Genomic DNA, 13,736 nt, shown 5'->3' with positions numbered 1-13,736 from the left:
GGGCAGGGGGCAGGGGGTCTGATGGCCGGAGGGCCGGAGGGTCGGAGGGCCTGAAACCGGAGGGCCGGGGGCCTGCGGGTCAGCCGGCCGCGGGCCGGTCGTCCAGGTGCGCCGCGAACTCCGCCGAGCGGACCTCGGCGATCCGCTCGTGCCGGGCCACCCGGTCGGTCCACGAGGCGTCGACGCCGAAGGCCGTGCCCGCGAAGCCGAGCCGCCCGAGCACCTGCGGCACCTCGGGGTCGCCCGGGGCCAGCAACCGCACCGGGTCGCCGACGGCCATCGTGTACGGCGGGACGAAGTACTCGGCGGGCAGCACCGTGCGGGCGTGCACCAGGGCGGCGACCGCCACCACCGAACCGGTGCCCACCACGGCCTGCTGCAGCACGTGCACCGAGCTCGCCAGGTAGCAGGCGCGCTCCACGGTGCAGCCCAGCAAGGTGGCGTGCGGGCCGACGAACACGTGGTCGCCGAGCAGCACCGGCTGCTCGGCGCCCGCCGCGGCGGAGGCGCGCAGCACCGCGTTCTCGCACACCACCGCCGCCTCGCCGACCTCGATCCGGGAGCCCTCCGCGTCCAGCACCGCCCCGTACATCACCCGGGCGCGCGGGCCGACCCGGACGTCGCCGACCAGCACGGCGGTCGGCGCGACGTAGGCAGTGGGGTGCACCTGCGGGACGGCGCCGCGGTGTTCGAACCGGAATCCCGGCGGGTTGGTGGTCATGGGCGTGATCATCGCGCACCGCCCGCCCGCCCGGCTGGCGGAAATCGGACATCGCGTGCGACCCGTCCCCCGCGCCCACCTCTGCGCCCGGCGCACGATTGGCGGCTCCACGCGCCCCCGGCGGACGTCCGCGCCCCCATGCTCCGGGCCGCCCGGGCGGACGGGGCAAAACTTGGGGGTGGTCCGACGGCGAACCGCTGTCCTGGACGGGATCGGCACGCTACGGTCTGTGGTCTGGAGGTGACCGATGGCTGAGCATCAGGTCTGCCCGGGCTGCGGCGGGGCGCGCGGAACGGAGAAGACGGAGCACTCCGTGGAGACCGACCCGCAGGGAGGACAGCGACCGGTGCAGCGCACCTACTGGTCGCCGTGCTCGGTGTGCGGCGGCTCGGGGGTGGTGCAGCGATGAGACTGCTCTTCGTCTGCCAGGACTGCGGCTGCCGCTACCTGGTGCCGCTCGGCCTGGACTACCCCGACGGCGGCCGGGCCAGCTCGGTCTGGTGCGCCGACTGCCAGCGCGCCGCCGCCGCGCGCGGCACCGCCGAACCCGCCGAACTCGCCGCCGTCGCCGTACTGCTGGCCGTCCGCGCGCTCAAGGCCGCGCTCGCCGCGCGCCCCGACCGGACCGCCGACGGGAGGCCCGTCCGGCCGGACCGCCGCCCCAGCCGACCCGCCGTCAGCTCCCGCGGCCGCACCCGCCCGGGCGCCGCCCGGACCAGGCTGGCCTGACGCCCCGTCGGCGGCCCTGCGGCAGCCCGTCAGTTTGCCTGGCAGGCAAAGAATCTGGCGCGACGTCAGTCGGCGCGCCCACGACGACCGGAGCCGCCCGGGCCGCTCGCGCCGCTCGCGCCGCCGGGGTCGCCCGCACCGCTCGCGCCGCCGCGCACCGTGCGCGGGCCCAGCGGCTCCGCGCCCAGCGCGGTGACCCGGGCGCGCAGCCCGCGGTCGGCCGTCACCACCAGCAGGCGGCGGCCCGGGGCGGCCTCGGCGGCGACCAGCTCCACGATCCGGTCGTCGCCGCTGCCCGGCGCCGACACCACCCGCACCCCCGGCACCCCCTCCACGCCGCGCGCCGCGCCCTCCACCACCAGCACCACCGCCAACGGGCCCGGCAGCCCCGGCAGTCCGTCCGCCGCCACCGGCACCAGCGCGTCCCGCAGCCGCTCGGCCGCGCCCCGCCGGTCCCGCCACCACCCGTCCGGGACGGAGCCGACGACGTTCGCGCCGTCCACCACCAGCAGCGGGGCGGACGGGCCGGGCGGGAGGATCTCGACGGGCTGTTCCATGGGCGCCAAGCCTGCCACGGCCTGCCACGGGGGAGGGGGGGCGACGCGGGGACGGGCGGGAACGGACGGCAGCGGGGCAGGGGTGGGGAGCGGACAGGGCAGGGGCGCAACCCCTGGTGCAGACCAACCCCTACTGGGCGGTATTGTCTCGGAGGCAAATCCCGCACGTGCATTCGTTTCCGATCGGACCTCCATGAACCACGACACGATGGCCCACCTCAACGGTTTCCAGTACGGGTGGGTGAACCCGGTCGTGGCGTACCTGATCGCCTGCGCGGGAGCCGCGATCGGACTGCGGTGCACCGCACGGGCCATGACGCTGCGACCGGAGAAGCGCTTCGGCTGGCTGGCGCTCGCGGCCGGCGCGTTCGGGTGCGGCATCTGGTCCATGCACTTCATCGCCATGCTCGGCTTCATGGTGGACGCCTCCACCCTGGTCTACGACATCCCGCTCACCCTGCTCAGCCTGCTGGTGGCGATCGTCGTGGTCGGCCTGGGCATCGGCTTCGTCGGCTACCGCGGCAAGAGCACCGGCACCCTGCTGGTCAGCGGCCTCCTGACCGGCTGCGGCGTCGCCGGCATGCACTACATCGGCATGGCCGCGATGCAGGTCGAGGGCCAGGTCTCCTACGACGGCCCGCTGGTGGTCGCCTCGGTGGCCATCGCGGTCGCCGCCGCCACCGCCGCGCTGTGGATGACCCTGAACGTCAAGGGCCTGCCCGCGGCGCTCGGCGCGGCGCTGATCGCCGGCGTCGCCGTGGTCGCCATGCACTACACCGCGATGGCCGCCGTCGGCGTCACCCTCGACGGCCGCCCCGCCGGGGACGGAACGCCCGCCTCGCAGTTCGCCCTGCCGCTGGCCGTCGGCATCATGGTCGTCCTCGCGGTCGCGGGCATCGCCATCGCGCTCTCCCCGCAGGACCCGGAGGACGGCAGCGGCCCGGCCGCCGAGCCGATCCGGGTCGACCTGTTCGGGCAGGAGCGCTACTGACACCCGCACCGGCACCCGTGGCGGCAGCAGTAGCGGCAGCGGCGGCGGCCGGGCTCCGGCGGGCAGCGGTGGGTCAACTCCCGTGCCGGGCACGCCAGTCGGACGGGGTCAGGCCGCGGGCGCGCTTGAAGGCCGCGCCGAAGGCGAACGCGTCCCGGTAGCCGACCTGGCGGGCGACGGCCGCGCCACCGTCGCCCCGGTGTCCCGGAGCAGGTCGGCGGCCGCTGGACCAACTGGTGCACCCGGGTGTGCCGAGCCCGGGCCCGGTGCAGCAGATCGCTCAGGACGTCCATGGCCGGTGCGGCCGGGAGCGCGGGTCGGCCACGGGCAAGCGGCTTCGCCCGGGTGACCGGCGGGGGGCGGTCGCGGCGGCTCCGACAGGGCCTCGGGGAAGCCGTGGCGGGGGCCGTGGCGGGGGCCTGCCCGCCGGGCGTCCGGCTGTCGAGGCGCGCTCAGGCGCTGAACGGCGGGGTCAGGCCGTACCGCGCGATGACGTCGGGCAGCCAGTCGGGCTGCCCGAACCGGAGTCCGTACCTGGCGGCGAGCTCCGGTACGGCCTCCTCGGTCGGCGGAGGTCCGTCGGCGAGCATCTCGGCCAGTTCGCGGAAGAAGTGCTCGAAGCCGGCCGGGCTGATGACCTCGATCATCCGGGCCGGGACGGGACCGGCGTTCCACATCGTGTGCAACTCCCCGCGCGGCTTGGTGATGTAGCCGCCGGCGCCCAGGACGACTTCGCGGTCGCCCGAGCGGAAGCCGATCTCGCCCTCGGTGACGATCGAGTACTCGTCCTCCCGGGTGTGCAGGTGCGGCGGCACCAACGCCCCGACCGGGAAGGGGTGTTCGACGACGGAGACCGAGCCGTCGGTGTCGGCGCCCCAGAGCTTGAAGGCGACCCCGATCGAGCCGAGGTAGCCCTCGCCCCCCTCGCCGGGGCGGACGACGGTGAGCGGTGGGGCCGGTGCCTCTGTCATGGTGATCACTCCTCCGCGCGATTCGGAGATACACTGGCGTTCTCCCAAAAAGTCTCCGCCTCCGACCGCAGGGCGTCAACAGGTGAGTGAACAGCAGCGTTCGTCGAAAACACGTGGCTACGAGATGCGCAAACGCGCCGAGGACGTGGGCCGGACGCGACAGCGCATCGTCGAGGCCGCCGTGCACCTGCACGGCACCGCGGGCCCGGCGGCGACCAGCATCGCGGCGATCGCCGAGCGCGCCGGGGTCACCCGGCTGACCGTCTACCGGCACTTCCCCGACGGGACCGCGCTGTTCCAGGCGTGCTCGGGGCACTGGCTGTCGCAGCAGCAACCGCCCCGACCCGAGGCGTGGGGCGCGATCGGGGACCCGGTCGAACGGCTGACGGCCGGACTCGCCGACCTCTACCGCTTCTACCGCGCGGGCGAGCAGATGCTGACGCTGGTCGGCCGCGACCTGCACGCGGTGCCCGACGCGATCCGCGAGGCCCAGGAGGCGAGGAACCGGCACTACGTCGAACTGCTGGCCGACGCGTGGCCCACCGCGCGGGGTGGGCCCGTCCGGCGGGCCGTGATCGGCCACGCGGCGGCGTTCTCGACCTGGCGTTCGCTCTGCCGCGAACAGGGCCTGAGCGACCGTGAGGCGGTCGAGGTCATGGTCGCGCTGGTGCGAGCGGTGGGTGACTGACCCTGTCGCAGAGGCGGATCCGCGTCGCAAAGGCGGATCCGCCTGCCCGTCACCGACCCGCGCCGCTCGCCGGACGGACCGCCACCGCGGCCGCAACCCCGACCGCGGTGGCCCGCCGCTCAGGGCTGCTGCCGCCGGTCCGCCGCCGGACGCGTGGCGGACGCGGCCGCCGCCGCGACGGCCAGCGGGTCGCGGGCCGGGCGGCCGAGCAGGTCGGTCAGGGCGGGGTCGGCGCCGTCCAGGAAACCGTGCCGGACGCCGGTGGCGATCGAGGCCAGCATGGGCGGTTGGAAGGGCAGCAGCCCTGGCGTCTCCTCCAGCAGCCGGCGCCGGTACTCGCCCAGGCCGACGGTGCGGTGCGGCACCCCGAGCCGGTCGGCCACCAGGCCCGCGGTGACCGGCGGGCCGACGAGGTCGTGGACCCGCCCGCGGTGGGCCGCCGAATCCGCCGCGACCAGCGCCGCCACCTCGGCCAGGTCCGCCCGGGCGACCGCGGCCAGCGCGCCGTCCCCGAACGCCGACTCCAGCCCGTCCCCGGACCACGTCAGCAGGCCGCCGAAGAGCTCGGCGTACAGGCCGTTGCGCAGGATCGTCCAGGACAGCCCGCTCTCCCGCACCAGGCGCTCGGTGGCCCGGTGCGCGAGCGCGAAACCGAGGTGGTCGCCGGCGGTGGTCAGGCTGGTGTACACGACGTGGCGGACGCCGTCGCGGACGGCCGCGGCCAGGGCCGCCGCGTGCCGGGCGACCACCAGGTCGTCCTCGGCGTAGCCGGCCGAGACCAGCACCAGGGTCGACACCCCGGTGAGGTCGAGGCCCGCGGGGTCGTCGAAGTCGAGCCGCCGCATCCCCGGGCCCGGCGAGCGGCTCCCGCCCGTCGCGGGGACGCCCCGGGCGCGCAGGGCCGCCAGGGTGGCCGAGCCGAGGTTCCCGCCCGCTCCCGTCACCAGGATCATGTCCGTCGCCGCCTTCCGTGGTGGTTCCCACCGGCCGTGCTGCCCGCCGACTGCGGTGCCCGCTGCCCGTGGTGCCCGCTGCCCGTGGTGCCCGTTGCCCGTGGTGCCCACCGGTCGTGGTTCTCTTCGGTAACTAGGCTTGATCCTCGATCGCGGACCGGACGGCCACAAGGAGGCAGTTCCATGTCACCCACGCACACCGGGGTAACCACCCCCGCCGAGCTCGACCCCTGCGGACGCCACGACCACCCGGACTGCGGCATCCGCGACGTGCTGGACCGGATCGGCGACAAGTGGTCGGTGCTGGTGGTCGTCGAACTGGCGGGCGGGCCGCGCCGGTTCCGCGAACTGCAGCGCGCCGTCGAGGGCATCTCCCAGCGCATGCTCACCCTCACCGTGCGCCGGCTCGAACGCGACGGCCTCGTGCTGCGCACCGTCTACCCGACCGTCCCGGCCCAGGTCGACTACCGGCTGACCACGACCGGCGCTGGACTGACCCACCTGGTCAAGGCACTCGCCGACTGGTCGCTCGCCCACCGCGCCGCCATCGCCGAGGCCCGCCACGCCTACGACCTGGAGCACCCGGACCACGACATCCGCTGAGCGCACCCGCCGGGCAGCGGCCGAAGACGCCGGAGCTGCCGAAGACGCCGGAGCCGCCGGGACGATCACCCGGGGAACCGGGGCGCCGACCCATGGGGGAGCGCGGGCCGGTGCTCCGGGCCGCTGCGGCAGGGGCGATGGCCGGATCCGACAGAACGGTGTCATTGCGGCCACCGGGCCGGGCGACCGAGGATGGGGGCATGCCCAGCACCGAGCGCCGCGTCGTGATCGCGGTCTTCCCCGACGTCGACCTGCTCGACGTCACCGGTCCGGCCGAGGTGTTCGCCCTGGCCGGCCGGGAGAGCGGCGGCCGGGCCGGCTACCGGGTCGAACTGGCCGGTCCGACCGAGGGGTTGGTCCGCACATCGGCCGGCGTCCGGCTGGCCGTCGACCTGACGTTCGACCAGGTCGGCGGCCACCTGGACACCCTGCTCGTCCCCGGCGCCGTCGACCCCGGACCGGACGGACCCCGGGCCCGGATCGACCCCGACGTGGTCGCCTGGGCGGCCCGGACCGCCCCGTCCGCCCGGCGGGTCGCCTCGGTCTGCGCCGGCGCCCACCTGCTCGCCGCCGCCGGACTGCTGGACGGGCGGCGCGCCACCACCCACTGGTCGACGGCGGCCCAACTCGCCGCCGACCACCCGGAGGTGACGGTCGACCCGGACCCGATCTTCGTCCGCTCCGGAACGGTCTGGACCGGCGCCGGGATCAGCGCCTGCATGGACCTCGCGCTGGCCCTGGTCGCCGAGGACCACGGCGAGGAACTCGCCATGGCCGTCGCCCGGCAACTGGTGATGTACCTCAAGCGGCAGGGCGGGCAGAGCCAGTTCTCCGTCCCGCTCAGCAGCCCGCCCACCACCCGCCGGGACATCGACGACCTGCGCCTGCACATCGCCGACCACCCCGACGGCGACCTCTCCGCCCGGGCACTGGCCGCCCGGATGTGCCTGAGCGAACGCCACTTCGCCCGGATCTTCCGGCAGGAGACCGGCACGACCCCGGCGGCCTACGTCGAGGCCGCCCGCCTGGAGGCCGCCCGGCGCCTGCTGGAGGGCACCGACCAGCCGCTCGAACAGGTGGCCGCCGCCAGCGGCCTCGGCTCCGTCGAGACGCTCCACCGCACGCTGCGCCGCCGCCTGGGAACCACCCCGGCCGCCTACCGCAGACGCTTCCGGGTACGGCCCGAAGGGGCCTGAACCCACTCCGCCTGCACCCGTTCCTACCTGCGAGGATGTTACTGACATGAGCATGGAAAAAAGCGCGAATTCCGTTTCCACGACGCTGCGCACGGTGATCGGCCTGGACGACGCCCTGCCGAAGCTCGCCGACTCGATCGTCGTGCTGATCGACTACCAGAACACCTACCGGGAGGGCGTGATGGCGCTCGACGGCGCCGAACAGGCGCTCGCGGCGGGTGCCCGGCTGCTGGCGGCGGCCCGGACGGCCGGGGCGCCGGTGGTGCACGTGGTCAACGACGGCGGGCCGGGGACGCCGTACGACATCCGGGCCGAGATCGGGGCGATCAGCGCGCCGGTCGCCCCGGCGGAGGGCGAACGGGTGGTGGTCAAGACCTTCCCGGACGCCTTCCACGGCACCGAACTCGCCACCGTGCTGGAGGAGTTGGACGGGGACGGGCCGCGCCGCGACCTGGTGCTGGCCGGGTTCATGACGCACATGTGCGTGGCGTTCACCGCGCAGGGGGCGTTCCGCGGCGGGTGGCGCCCGACGGTGGTCGCCGAGGCGTGTGCGACCCGCGCGCTGCCCGGCCCGGACGGCACCACCGTCCCCGCCGCGCAGCTGCACGCCGCCGCCCTGGCCACCGTCGGCGACCTGTACGGGACGGTGGCGGCGCGGGTCGCCGACCTCACCGGATGAGCGGCGGGCCGGTCAGCGGGGCGGTCACCGGGTGACGGAGAGCCGGACGGCGCCGTAGCGGCGCTGGGCGTAGGCCGCCGCCGTGGTGGCCGCGCCCAGGGTCAGCCAGCCCAGCGGGCCGGTGGCCAGCACCGCGCCGGTCAGCAGCAGCGGGCCCGCGGCCTTCTCGGTGGAGTGGGCCATGCCCGCTACCCCGAGGTACTCGGGGCGGGCCCGCTCCGGGGCCAGGGCCACCGACAGCTCCCAGGAGACCACCGAGCGGACCAGCTCGGCCAGCGTCACCAGCACCGCCGCCGCCAGCAGCAGCACCGAGGCGGCCACCGCCCCCGTCCGGTGGGCCAGTGCCGCCGCCGCGCAGCAGCCGAGCACAGCGAACCCGTACAGCGGCACCACCCTGACCGCCTGGCGGGCCGTGCTGACCAGGGCGGACACCCGCAGCTGGGCCAGCACCACGACCACCGTGTTGATCGCCAGGAAGGCCGGGACCAGCGCGTGCGGGGCGCGGGTGGAGTGGATCAGCCAGAGCGGGAGACCGACGTTCAGGATCGCGTCGTCGATGGTGAGCACCGCGTCCAGGGCGACGAAGCGCAGGTAGCCGGCGTCCCGCCACGGGCTCGGCCGGGCCGCCGGGCCGGCGCTCCCGTCCGCCGCCGCCCCGCTGCCCGGGCCGTCCGGCGCGGCGGTGGCGCGGTGCGGCTCGCGGAGGGTGGCCACCAGGGCGGCCGCGACCAGGAAGGAGGCCACGTCGGCGACCACCAGCGCCCGGTACGCGGCCGGGGTGCCCACCGCCAGGCCCAGCGCGGCCAGGCCCGCGCCCGCCGCGTACCCGGCGTTCATCGCGGTGCGCGACAGCGCCCGGTAGGCCGAGCGGCGCTCGCCGGCCACCTCGGTGGCGTACAGCATCTCCATCGCCCGGGCCGCCCGGTCGCCGAGCGTGGCCAGCGCCACCACCAGCAGCAGCGGCGTGAACGCCGAGCAGAACAGCACCGCCGTCAGCGCCGCCACCCGCAGCAGGTGGCAGCCGATCAGCACCGGCCGCACCCCGGACGAGGCGGCCAGCCGCCCCGCCAGCGGCGTCCCCGCGATGCCCGCCACCGAGGAGACGCCCAGCAGCAGCCCGACCTGGGCCGCCGTCAGCCGCCCCACCTCGGTGAAGTACAGCACGCAGGCCGCCGCCCAGACGCCCGTCCCGGTCCGGTCCACGAACAGCGTCAGCAGCATCGTCCGCCCGTCCCGCCCGCCCGGCGGCCGCCGCAACTGGGCCAGCAGCCCCTCGCTCCCCGCGCGCTCGCCCATGCCGCCCACCGTCCCCGTGAAGGTCGTTCGTCCGTACGGGGAGCACTCTGCCCGAGAAATCTCTTGATATCAAGATGCTTGATGTCGAGATGACATGGCGGGCTCGGTGCGCGGGCCCGGGACCGGGCGCGGCTCCGGGCCCGGCTCCCGCTCCGGGAGCCCCGGCCTCCGCAGGTGGGTACGCTCGGCGGATGACCGATCACGAACACGCGCAACTCCCCGACGCCGTCGGCCCGGTGACGGCGGACGACCTCGCCGAGGGCGTCCGGCTGGTCGTCGCTCTGCTGAGCGGGCCCGGCGCGGCCGCCGCCGACTGGGACCGGCCCGCCGGGACGCTGGAGTGGAGCTGCTGGGAGACCGCCGAGCACCTCGCGGACGACCTGTTCTCCTACGCCGCCCAGCTCGGGCCGCAGTCGCCGCCCGTTGCCGGGTTCGTGCCGTTCCGCTACCGGCGGGAGGCCCCGGGCAAGCCCGCCAACGTGGTCTTCGCCCAGCGGGAGGCCGGGCCGCAGGGCCTGGTCCAGGTGCTGGAGGCGTGCGGGGCGCTGCTGGTGGCGATGGTCCGGACGGCCCGGCCGCGGGACCGGGCCTTCCACGGCTACGGGACGGCGGACGCCGAGGGCAGCGCCGCCATGGGACTGGTCGAACTCTTCGCCCACGCCCACGACCTGGCCCTCGGCCTGGACCTGGACTGGACGGCCCCCGCCGACATCAGCGCCCGGGTGCTGGCCCGGCTCTTCCCCGCGGCGCCCACCGGCACCGACCCCTGGCCGACCCTGCGCTGGGCCACCGGCCGGGGCGACCTGCCCGGCCGCGAACGGCCCGCCGAGTGGCGCTGGTACAGCGCCCCGCGCGACTGAGCACCGGCCGGGCCGGAGCCGGGAGCCGCCCGCCCCGCCGTCCCCATCCTGCCGCCCCCGCCCCTGCCCTGCCGCCCCCGTTCTGACCCCGGCCGGGCCGGAACCGGGAGCCCGGCTCAGAGCAGCGGCTGGATGTCCCCGGTGGTGACGGTCGGGCCGGTGCCGCGAGTGGTCAGGTCGTTCGGCGGGATGCCCGGGTGGTGGCGGGAGTCGCCGGGCGCGGCGGGGGTCGGGTCGGCGAGCGAGATCCGGGAGACGATGCGGTAGCGGTCGCCGCGGTAGAGCGAGTGGGTGTACTCGACCGGGCGGCCGGCCGCGTCGCTGGTCAGGCGCTCGAAGCGCAGGGCGGGGGAGAGGGCGGGGATGGTCAGCAGGCGGGCCTCGCGCTCGTTGACCACGGTGGGCTCGATGGCCTGGACGGCCTCGTGGACGTGCGCGCCGCGGGCGGCCAGCAACTGGTAGAGGTCGCCGTGCTCCAGCTCGGCCGGGACCAGGTCGGGCAGCAGGTCGGCGGGGACGTGCAGGTGCTCGATGGCCATCGGCTCGCCGTCGACCAGGCGCAGCAGCACGATGTGCAGGATCGGCGCGGCGGGGGAGAGCCGCAGCTTGCGGCCGATCGCCGCGCCGGCCGGCGGCGCACTGAGCTCCAGCACCCGGCTGGTCCAACTCCCGGCCGCCCGGGGCACGCTGAAGGACGGGTCGCCACCGCCGGACGGGGTCAGCTCCTGGACGATCTTGGCGGGGGCGACGAAGGTGCCGCGGCCGTGCTCGCGCACCAGCAGCCCCGCGGCCACCAGCTCGTCCACCCCGGCGCGCAGCGTCGGGCGGGAGACGCCGAGCTGCACGCAGAGCGTCCGCTCGGACGGCACCGGGTCGCCGGGGGTCAGTGACTCGACCAGCTCGCGCAGGTACCCCCGGACCTGATCGCGCTTCAATCCCGCCCCGCCGGACGAATCCGTCGCCATCGTGCCATCCCTTCGCTCCGAACTGGTCAGACCATACCAGACCAGTTCGCGGACCTTACCAGTGGCCGACACGGCGCCGGAAGCCCCGAACTGGAAGGCTTCCTTGCAGGTCGGAGGCCGGATGGCGAGGGTGTGCGGGGCCTTGACGGGCCGGAACGGCTGTGCCACCTTCTCTTACCACCGACCGGACCAGTTGAGTCTACTGGTAAACAGTCGGCCTTCTCCGAACCCCCATGAGGCGGCACCCACCGTGAGATCCCCCGCACGTCCGACCACCCTGCGCGCCGCGACCGCCCTGCTGCTGGGCGCGGCCACGCTGACCGCCTGCTCCTCCGGCTCCGGCTCCCAGGACGCGGCCGGCCCGGCCCGGCTGACCGTCTGGATCATGAAGGACAGCGTCACCGACACCTTCCTGAAGGACTTCGAGGCCGACTTCGAGGCCACCCACCCCGGCACCACCCTGGACGTGCAGATCCAGGAGTGGGAGGGCATCGGCCAGAAGGTCACCAGCGCCCTGGCCAGCAAGGACGCCCCCGACGTGATCGAGGTCGGCAACACCCAGGTCGCCCAGTACGCCGCCAGCGGCGGCGTGCACGACCTCAGCGACAAGGCCGCCGAGCTCAACGGCTCCGACTGGATCCCCGGCCTGGCCGACCCCGGGAAGATCGACGGCAAGCAGTACGGCATCCCCTGGTACGCCGCCAACCGGGTGGTCATCTACCGCAAGGACCTGTTCCAGCAGGCCGGCATCACCACTCCGCCCAAGACCCGCGAGGAGTGGATCGCCGACACGCAGAAGCTCAACACCGGCGGCAACGAGGGCATCTACCTGACCGGCCAGACCTGGTACGTGCTGGCCGGCTTCCTCTGGGACGAGGGCGGCGACCTCGCCGTCAAGGGCGCCGACGGCAAGTGGACCGGCGCCCTGGGCACCCCGCAGGGCAAGGCCGCGATCGGCTTCTACCAGCAGCTCCAGGCCCTCGGCCGGGGCCCCAAGGACTCCGACGAGGCCAAGCCCCCGCAGGCCGAGGTGTTCGCCCAGGGCCGCACCGCCCAGCTGATCTCCACCCCCGGCGGCGCCGCCGCCATCCTCAAGGCCGCCCCCGACCTGAAGGACAAGCTCGGCTTCTTCCCGATCCCCGGCAAGAGCGCCGGCAAGCCCGGCGCGGTCTTCACCGGCGGCTCCGACCTGATCGTCCCCGAGTCCTCCCGCCACCAGCAGGCCGCCTACGAAGTGGTCAAGGCCCTGGCCGGGGACAAGTGGCAGACCGCGATGGCCAAGGAGATGAGCTACGTCCCCAACCGGACCACGCTCGCCGGCGCGCTCAGCGGCAACGAGGGCGCCACCGCGATGGCCGCCGGCGCCGCCAACGGCCACGCCACCCCCAACTCGCCCGACTGGGCCGCCGTCGAGGCCGACAACCCGATCAAGCAGTACATGACCCAGGTGCTCACCGGCGCCGACCCGGCCGCCGCCGCGAAGAGCGCCGACGCGGCCATCACCAAGGCGCTCAGCGGCAACTGACCCCGGGCCCGGCCCCCCTCCGCACGACCCCGACAGGAGAACACCCCGCCGTGCCCACCGACGCGTCACCGCCGCTCCGCACCCGGATCCGGCCCTACCTGCTCATCGCCCCGACCCTGGTGGGCGCGGCGTACCTGCTGCTCTACCCCGTCGCCCGCAACCTGGTGATCTCCGTCCAGCACTTCCGGATGGCCGAACTCATCCGCGGCGGCGCCCCCTTCGTCGGCCCGGACAACTACACCGAACTGCTCACCGACCCCAAGTTCTGGACCGTCACCGCCCGCACCCTGGCCTGGACCGCGCTCAACACCCTGCTGATCACCGGCCTGGGCACGCTGGTCGCCCTGATGCTGGTCCGGCTCGGCCGGCGGATGCGGCTGGCCGTGATGAGCGCCCTGGTCCTGGTCTGGGCGACCCCCGTGATCGCCGCCACCACCGTGTTCCAGTGGCTGTTCCAGTCCCGCTTCGGAGTGGTCAACTGGGCGCTTGACCAGTTGGGGCTGCACGGCTACCACGACTACGCCTGGTTCGCCCACTCCGGCGCCACCTTCACCGTCCTGGTCCTGCTGGTGGTCTGGCAGTCCGTCCCGTTCGCCGCACTCACCCTGTACGGCGGACTCACCACCATCCCCGCCGAGCTCTACGAATCCGCCCGGATCGACGGCGCCGGGGCCTGGCAGACCTTCCGCCTGGTCACCGTCCCCGTGCTGCGGCCGCTGTTCGCCCTGGTCACCTCGCTCGAAGTGATCTGGACCTTCAAGTGCTTCGCCCAGATCTGGGTGGTCAGCCAGGGCGGCCCGAACGGCGCCACCACCACCCTGCCGGTCTACGCCTTCCAGATCGCCCAGAACCTGCACAAGTACGACCTCGGCTCCGCGGCCTCCACGCTCACCGTGCTGATCCTGCTCGCCGCGCTCGTCACCACCCTGCGGCGGATGCACCGCCAGGAAGGAGCCGAGGCGTGAACCTCCCCTCCACCCGCCGACCCCCCTCCACCCGCAC

General features: G+C 75.0%; 16 protein-coding genes. 10 read left to right on the top strand and 6 right to left on the bottom strand.

Annotated elements, in window-relative coordinates; translation table 11 throughout:
* Positions 1 to 79 precede the first annotated feature (79 nt).
* Positions 80 to 721 (bottom strand): gamma carbonic anhydrase family protein, encoded by a 642-nt coding sequence (locus IH44_RS0135565; RefSeq protein WP_030463965.1) that lies wholly within the window; start codon positions 719 to 721, stop codon positions 80 to 82.
* Between the two features lie 247 nt (positions 722 to 968).
* Between IH44_RS0135565 and IH44_RS46955 the strand changes: the two genes are divergently transcribed.
* Positions 969 to 1,130 carry a hypothetical protein gene (locus IH44_RS46955; protein ID WP_157852574.1) on the top strand — a complete coding sequence of 54 codons (162 nt, stop codon included), beginning with the start codon at positions 969 to 971 and terminating at the stop codon, positions 1,128 to 1,130.
* Complete coding sequence (locus IH44_RS0135560) at positions 1,127 to 1,450, top strand: hypothetical protein (RefSeq protein ID WP_030463964.1); 324 nt, start codon at positions 1,127 to 1,129, stop codon at positions 1,448 to 1,450. Before IH44_RS46955 ends, IH44_RS0135560 begins: the two co-directional genes overlap by 4 nt.
* A 65-nt stretch (positions 1,451 to 1,515) precedes the next feature.
* On the opposite strand, the gene IH44_RS0135555 is transcribed toward IH44_RS0135560, so the two are convergent.
* Entirely contained in the window at positions 1,516 to 2,007 is a 492-nt protein-coding gene (locus IH44_RS0135555; RefSeq protein ID WP_232795213.1) for an NTP pyrophosphohydrolase, read from the bottom strand.
* A 193-nt stretch (positions 2,008 to 2,200) separates the two neighbouring features.
* On the opposite strand from IH44_RS0135555, the gene IH44_RS0135550 reads away from it, so the two are divergent.
* Positions 2,201 to 2,998, top strand: a complete 798-nt coding sequence (locus tag IH44_RS0135550; protein WP_107066712.1) for an MHYT domain-containing protein — start codon at positions 2,201 to 2,203, stop codon at positions 2,996 to 2,998.
* A gap of 452 nt (positions 2,999 to 3,450) precedes the next feature.
* Here IH44_RS0135550 and IH44_RS0135545 read toward each other — a convergent pair whose 3' ends face one another.
* Positions 3,451 to 3,969, bottom strand: a complete 519-nt coding sequence (locus tag IH44_RS0135545; protein WP_030463961.1) for a cupin domain-containing protein — start codon at positions 3,967 to 3,969, stop codon at positions 3,451 to 3,453.
* 82 nt (positions 3,970 to 4,051) lie between these two features.
* Here IH44_RS0135545 and IH44_RS0135540 point away from each other — a divergent pair, with 82 nt between their 5' ends.
* Positions 4,052 to 4,657, top strand: a complete 606-nt coding sequence (locus IH44_RS0135540; protein WP_232795212.1) for a TetR/AcrR family transcriptional regulator — start codon at positions 4,052 to 4,054, stop codon at positions 4,655 to 4,657.
* Between the two features lie 119 nt (positions 4,658 to 4,776).
* On the opposite strand, the gene IH44_RS0135535 is transcribed toward IH44_RS0135540, so the two are convergent.
* Positions 4,777 to 5,610 (bottom strand): NAD(P)H-binding protein, encoded by an 834-nt coding sequence (locus IH44_RS0135535; protein WP_030463959.1) that lies wholly within the window; start codon positions 5,608 to 5,610, stop codon positions 4,777 to 4,779.
* A 183-nt stretch (positions 5,611 to 5,793) separates the two neighbouring features.
* Between IH44_RS0135535 and IH44_RS0135530 the strand changes: the two genes are divergently transcribed.
* The 3 genes from IH44_RS0135530 (at position 5,794) to IH44_RS0135520 (ending at position 8,088) form a co-directional block, all read left to right on the top strand.
* Positions 5,794 to 6,213: a helix-turn-helix domain-containing protein gene (locus IH44_RS0135530; protein WP_030463958.1), complete on the top strand. Its 420-nt coding sequence runs from the start codon at positions 5,794 to 5,796 to the stop codon at positions 6,211 to 6,213.
* Between the two features lie 200 nt (positions 6,214 to 6,413).
* Complete coding sequence (locus IH44_RS0135525; protein ID WP_030463957.1) at positions 6,414 to 7,409, top strand: GlxA family transcriptional regulator; 996 nt, start codon at positions 6,414 to 6,416, stop codon at positions 7,407 to 7,409.
* 46 nt (positions 7,410 to 7,455) lie between these two features.
* Complete coding sequence (locus tag IH44_RS0135520; RefSeq protein WP_232795211.1) at positions 7,456 to 8,088, top strand: isochorismatase family protein; 633 nt, start codon at positions 7,456 to 7,458, stop codon at positions 8,086 to 8,088.
* A gap of 24 nt (positions 8,089 to 8,112) precedes the next feature.
* Here the strand turns inward: IH44_RS0135520 and IH44_RS0135515 are convergent, their stop codons facing one another.
* Positions 8,113 to 9,384 carry an MFS transporter gene (locus tag IH44_RS0135515; RefSeq protein WP_030463955.1) on the bottom strand — a complete coding sequence of 424 codons (1,272 nt, stop codon included), beginning with the start codon at positions 9,382 to 9,384 and terminating at the stop codon, positions 8,113 to 8,115.
* A 191-nt stretch (positions 9,385 to 9,575) separates the two neighbouring features.
* Here IH44_RS0135515 and IH44_RS0135510 point away from each other — a divergent pair, with 191 nt between their 5' ends.
* Entirely contained in the window at positions 9,576 to 10,244 is a 669-nt protein-coding gene (locus IH44_RS0135510) for a hypothetical protein (RefSeq protein WP_030463954.1), read from the top strand.
* A gap of 116 nt (positions 10,245 to 10,360) precedes the next feature.
* Here IH44_RS0135510 and IH44_RS0135505 read toward each other — a convergent pair whose 3' ends face one another.
* Positions 10,361 to 11,209: a GntR family transcriptional regulator gene (locus tag IH44_RS0135505; RefSeq protein ID WP_030463953.1), complete on the bottom strand. Its 849-nt coding sequence runs from the start codon at positions 11,207 to 11,209 to the stop codon at positions 10,361 to 10,363.
* Positions 11,210 to 11,459: 250 nt separating this feature from the next.
* On the opposite strand from IH44_RS0135505, the gene IH44_RS0135500 reads away from it, so the two are divergent.
* Together IH44_RS0135500 and IH44_RS0135495 are read left to right on the top strand one after the other, a co-directional pair.
* Complete coding sequence (locus IH44_RS0135500; protein ID WP_051818010.1) at positions 11,460 to 12,734, top strand: extracellular solute-binding protein; 1,275 nt, start codon at positions 11,460 to 11,462, stop codon at positions 12,732 to 12,734.
* 50 nt (positions 12,735 to 12,784) lie between these two features.
* Positions 12,785 to 13,699 carry a carbohydrate ABC transporter permease gene (locus IH44_RS0135495; protein ID WP_232795210.1) on the top strand — a complete coding sequence of 305 codons (915 nt, stop codon included), beginning with the start codon at positions 12,785 to 12,787 and terminating at the stop codon, positions 13,697 to 13,699.
* Positions 13,700 to 13,736: the final 37 nt, after the last annotated feature.

Source organism: Kitasatospora sp. NRRL B-11411 (assembly GCF_000721345.1).
GTDB classification, from domain to species: domain Bacteria; phylum Actinomycetota; class Actinomycetes; order Streptomycetales; family Streptomycetaceae; genus Kitasatospora; species Kitasatospora cineracea.
The sequence above is the reverse complement of the archived record's forward strand: the minus strand, read 5'-3'. Positions and strand labels throughout refer to the sequence as shown.

Coding starts and splice junctions, on each gene's coding strand:
- IH44_RS0135510 (WP_030463954.1), top strand. CDS start 9,576: ATGACCGATCACGAACACGCGCAACTCCCCGACGCCGTCGGCCCGGTG.
- IH44_RS46955 (WP_157852574.1), top strand. CDS start 969: ATGGCTGAGCATCAGGTCTGCCCGGGCTGCGGCGGGGCGCGCGGAACG.
- IH44_RS0135555 (WP_232795213.1), bottom strand. CDS start 2,007: ATGGAACAGCCCGTCGAGATCCTCCCGCCCGGCCCGTCCGCCCCGCTG.
- IH44_RS0135550 (WP_107066712.1), top strand. CDS start 2,201: ATGAACCACGACACGATGGCCCACCTCAACGGTTTCCAGTACGGGTGG.
- IH44_RS0135515 (WP_030463955.1), bottom strand. CDS start 9,384: ATGGGCGAGCGCGCGGGGAGCGAGGGGCTGCTGGCCCAGTTGCGGCGG.
- IH44_RS0135530 (WP_030463958.1), top strand. CDS start 5,794: ATGTCACCCACGCACACCGGGGTAACCACCCCCGCCGAGCTCGACCCC.
- IH44_RS0135565 (WP_030463965.1), bottom strand. CDS start 721: ATGACCACCAACCCGCCGGGATTCCGGTTCGAACACCGCGGCGCCGTC.
- IH44_RS0135525 (WP_030463957.1), top strand. CDS start 6,414: ATGCCCAGCACCGAGCGCCGCGTCGTGATCGCGGTCTTCCCCGACGTC.
- IH44_RS0135535 (WP_030463959.1), bottom strand. CDS start 5,610: ATGATCCTGGTGACGGGAGCGGGCGGGAACCTCGGCTCGGCCACCCTG.
- IH44_RS0135545 (WP_030463961.1), bottom strand. CDS start 3,969: ATGACAGAGGCACCGGCCCCACCGCTCACCGTCGTCCGCCCCGGCGAG.
- IH44_RS0135520 (WP_232795211.1), top strand. CDS start 7,456: ATGAGCATGGAAAAAAGCGCGAATTCCGTTTCCACGACGCTGCGCACG.
- IH44_RS0135505 (WP_030463953.1), bottom strand. CDS start 11,209: ATGGCGACGGATTCGTCCGGCGGGGCGGGATTGAAGCGCGATCAGGTC.
- IH44_RS0135560 (WP_030463964.1), top strand. CDS start 1,127: ATGAGACTGCTCTTCGTCTGCCAGGACTGCGGCTGCCGCTACCTGGTG.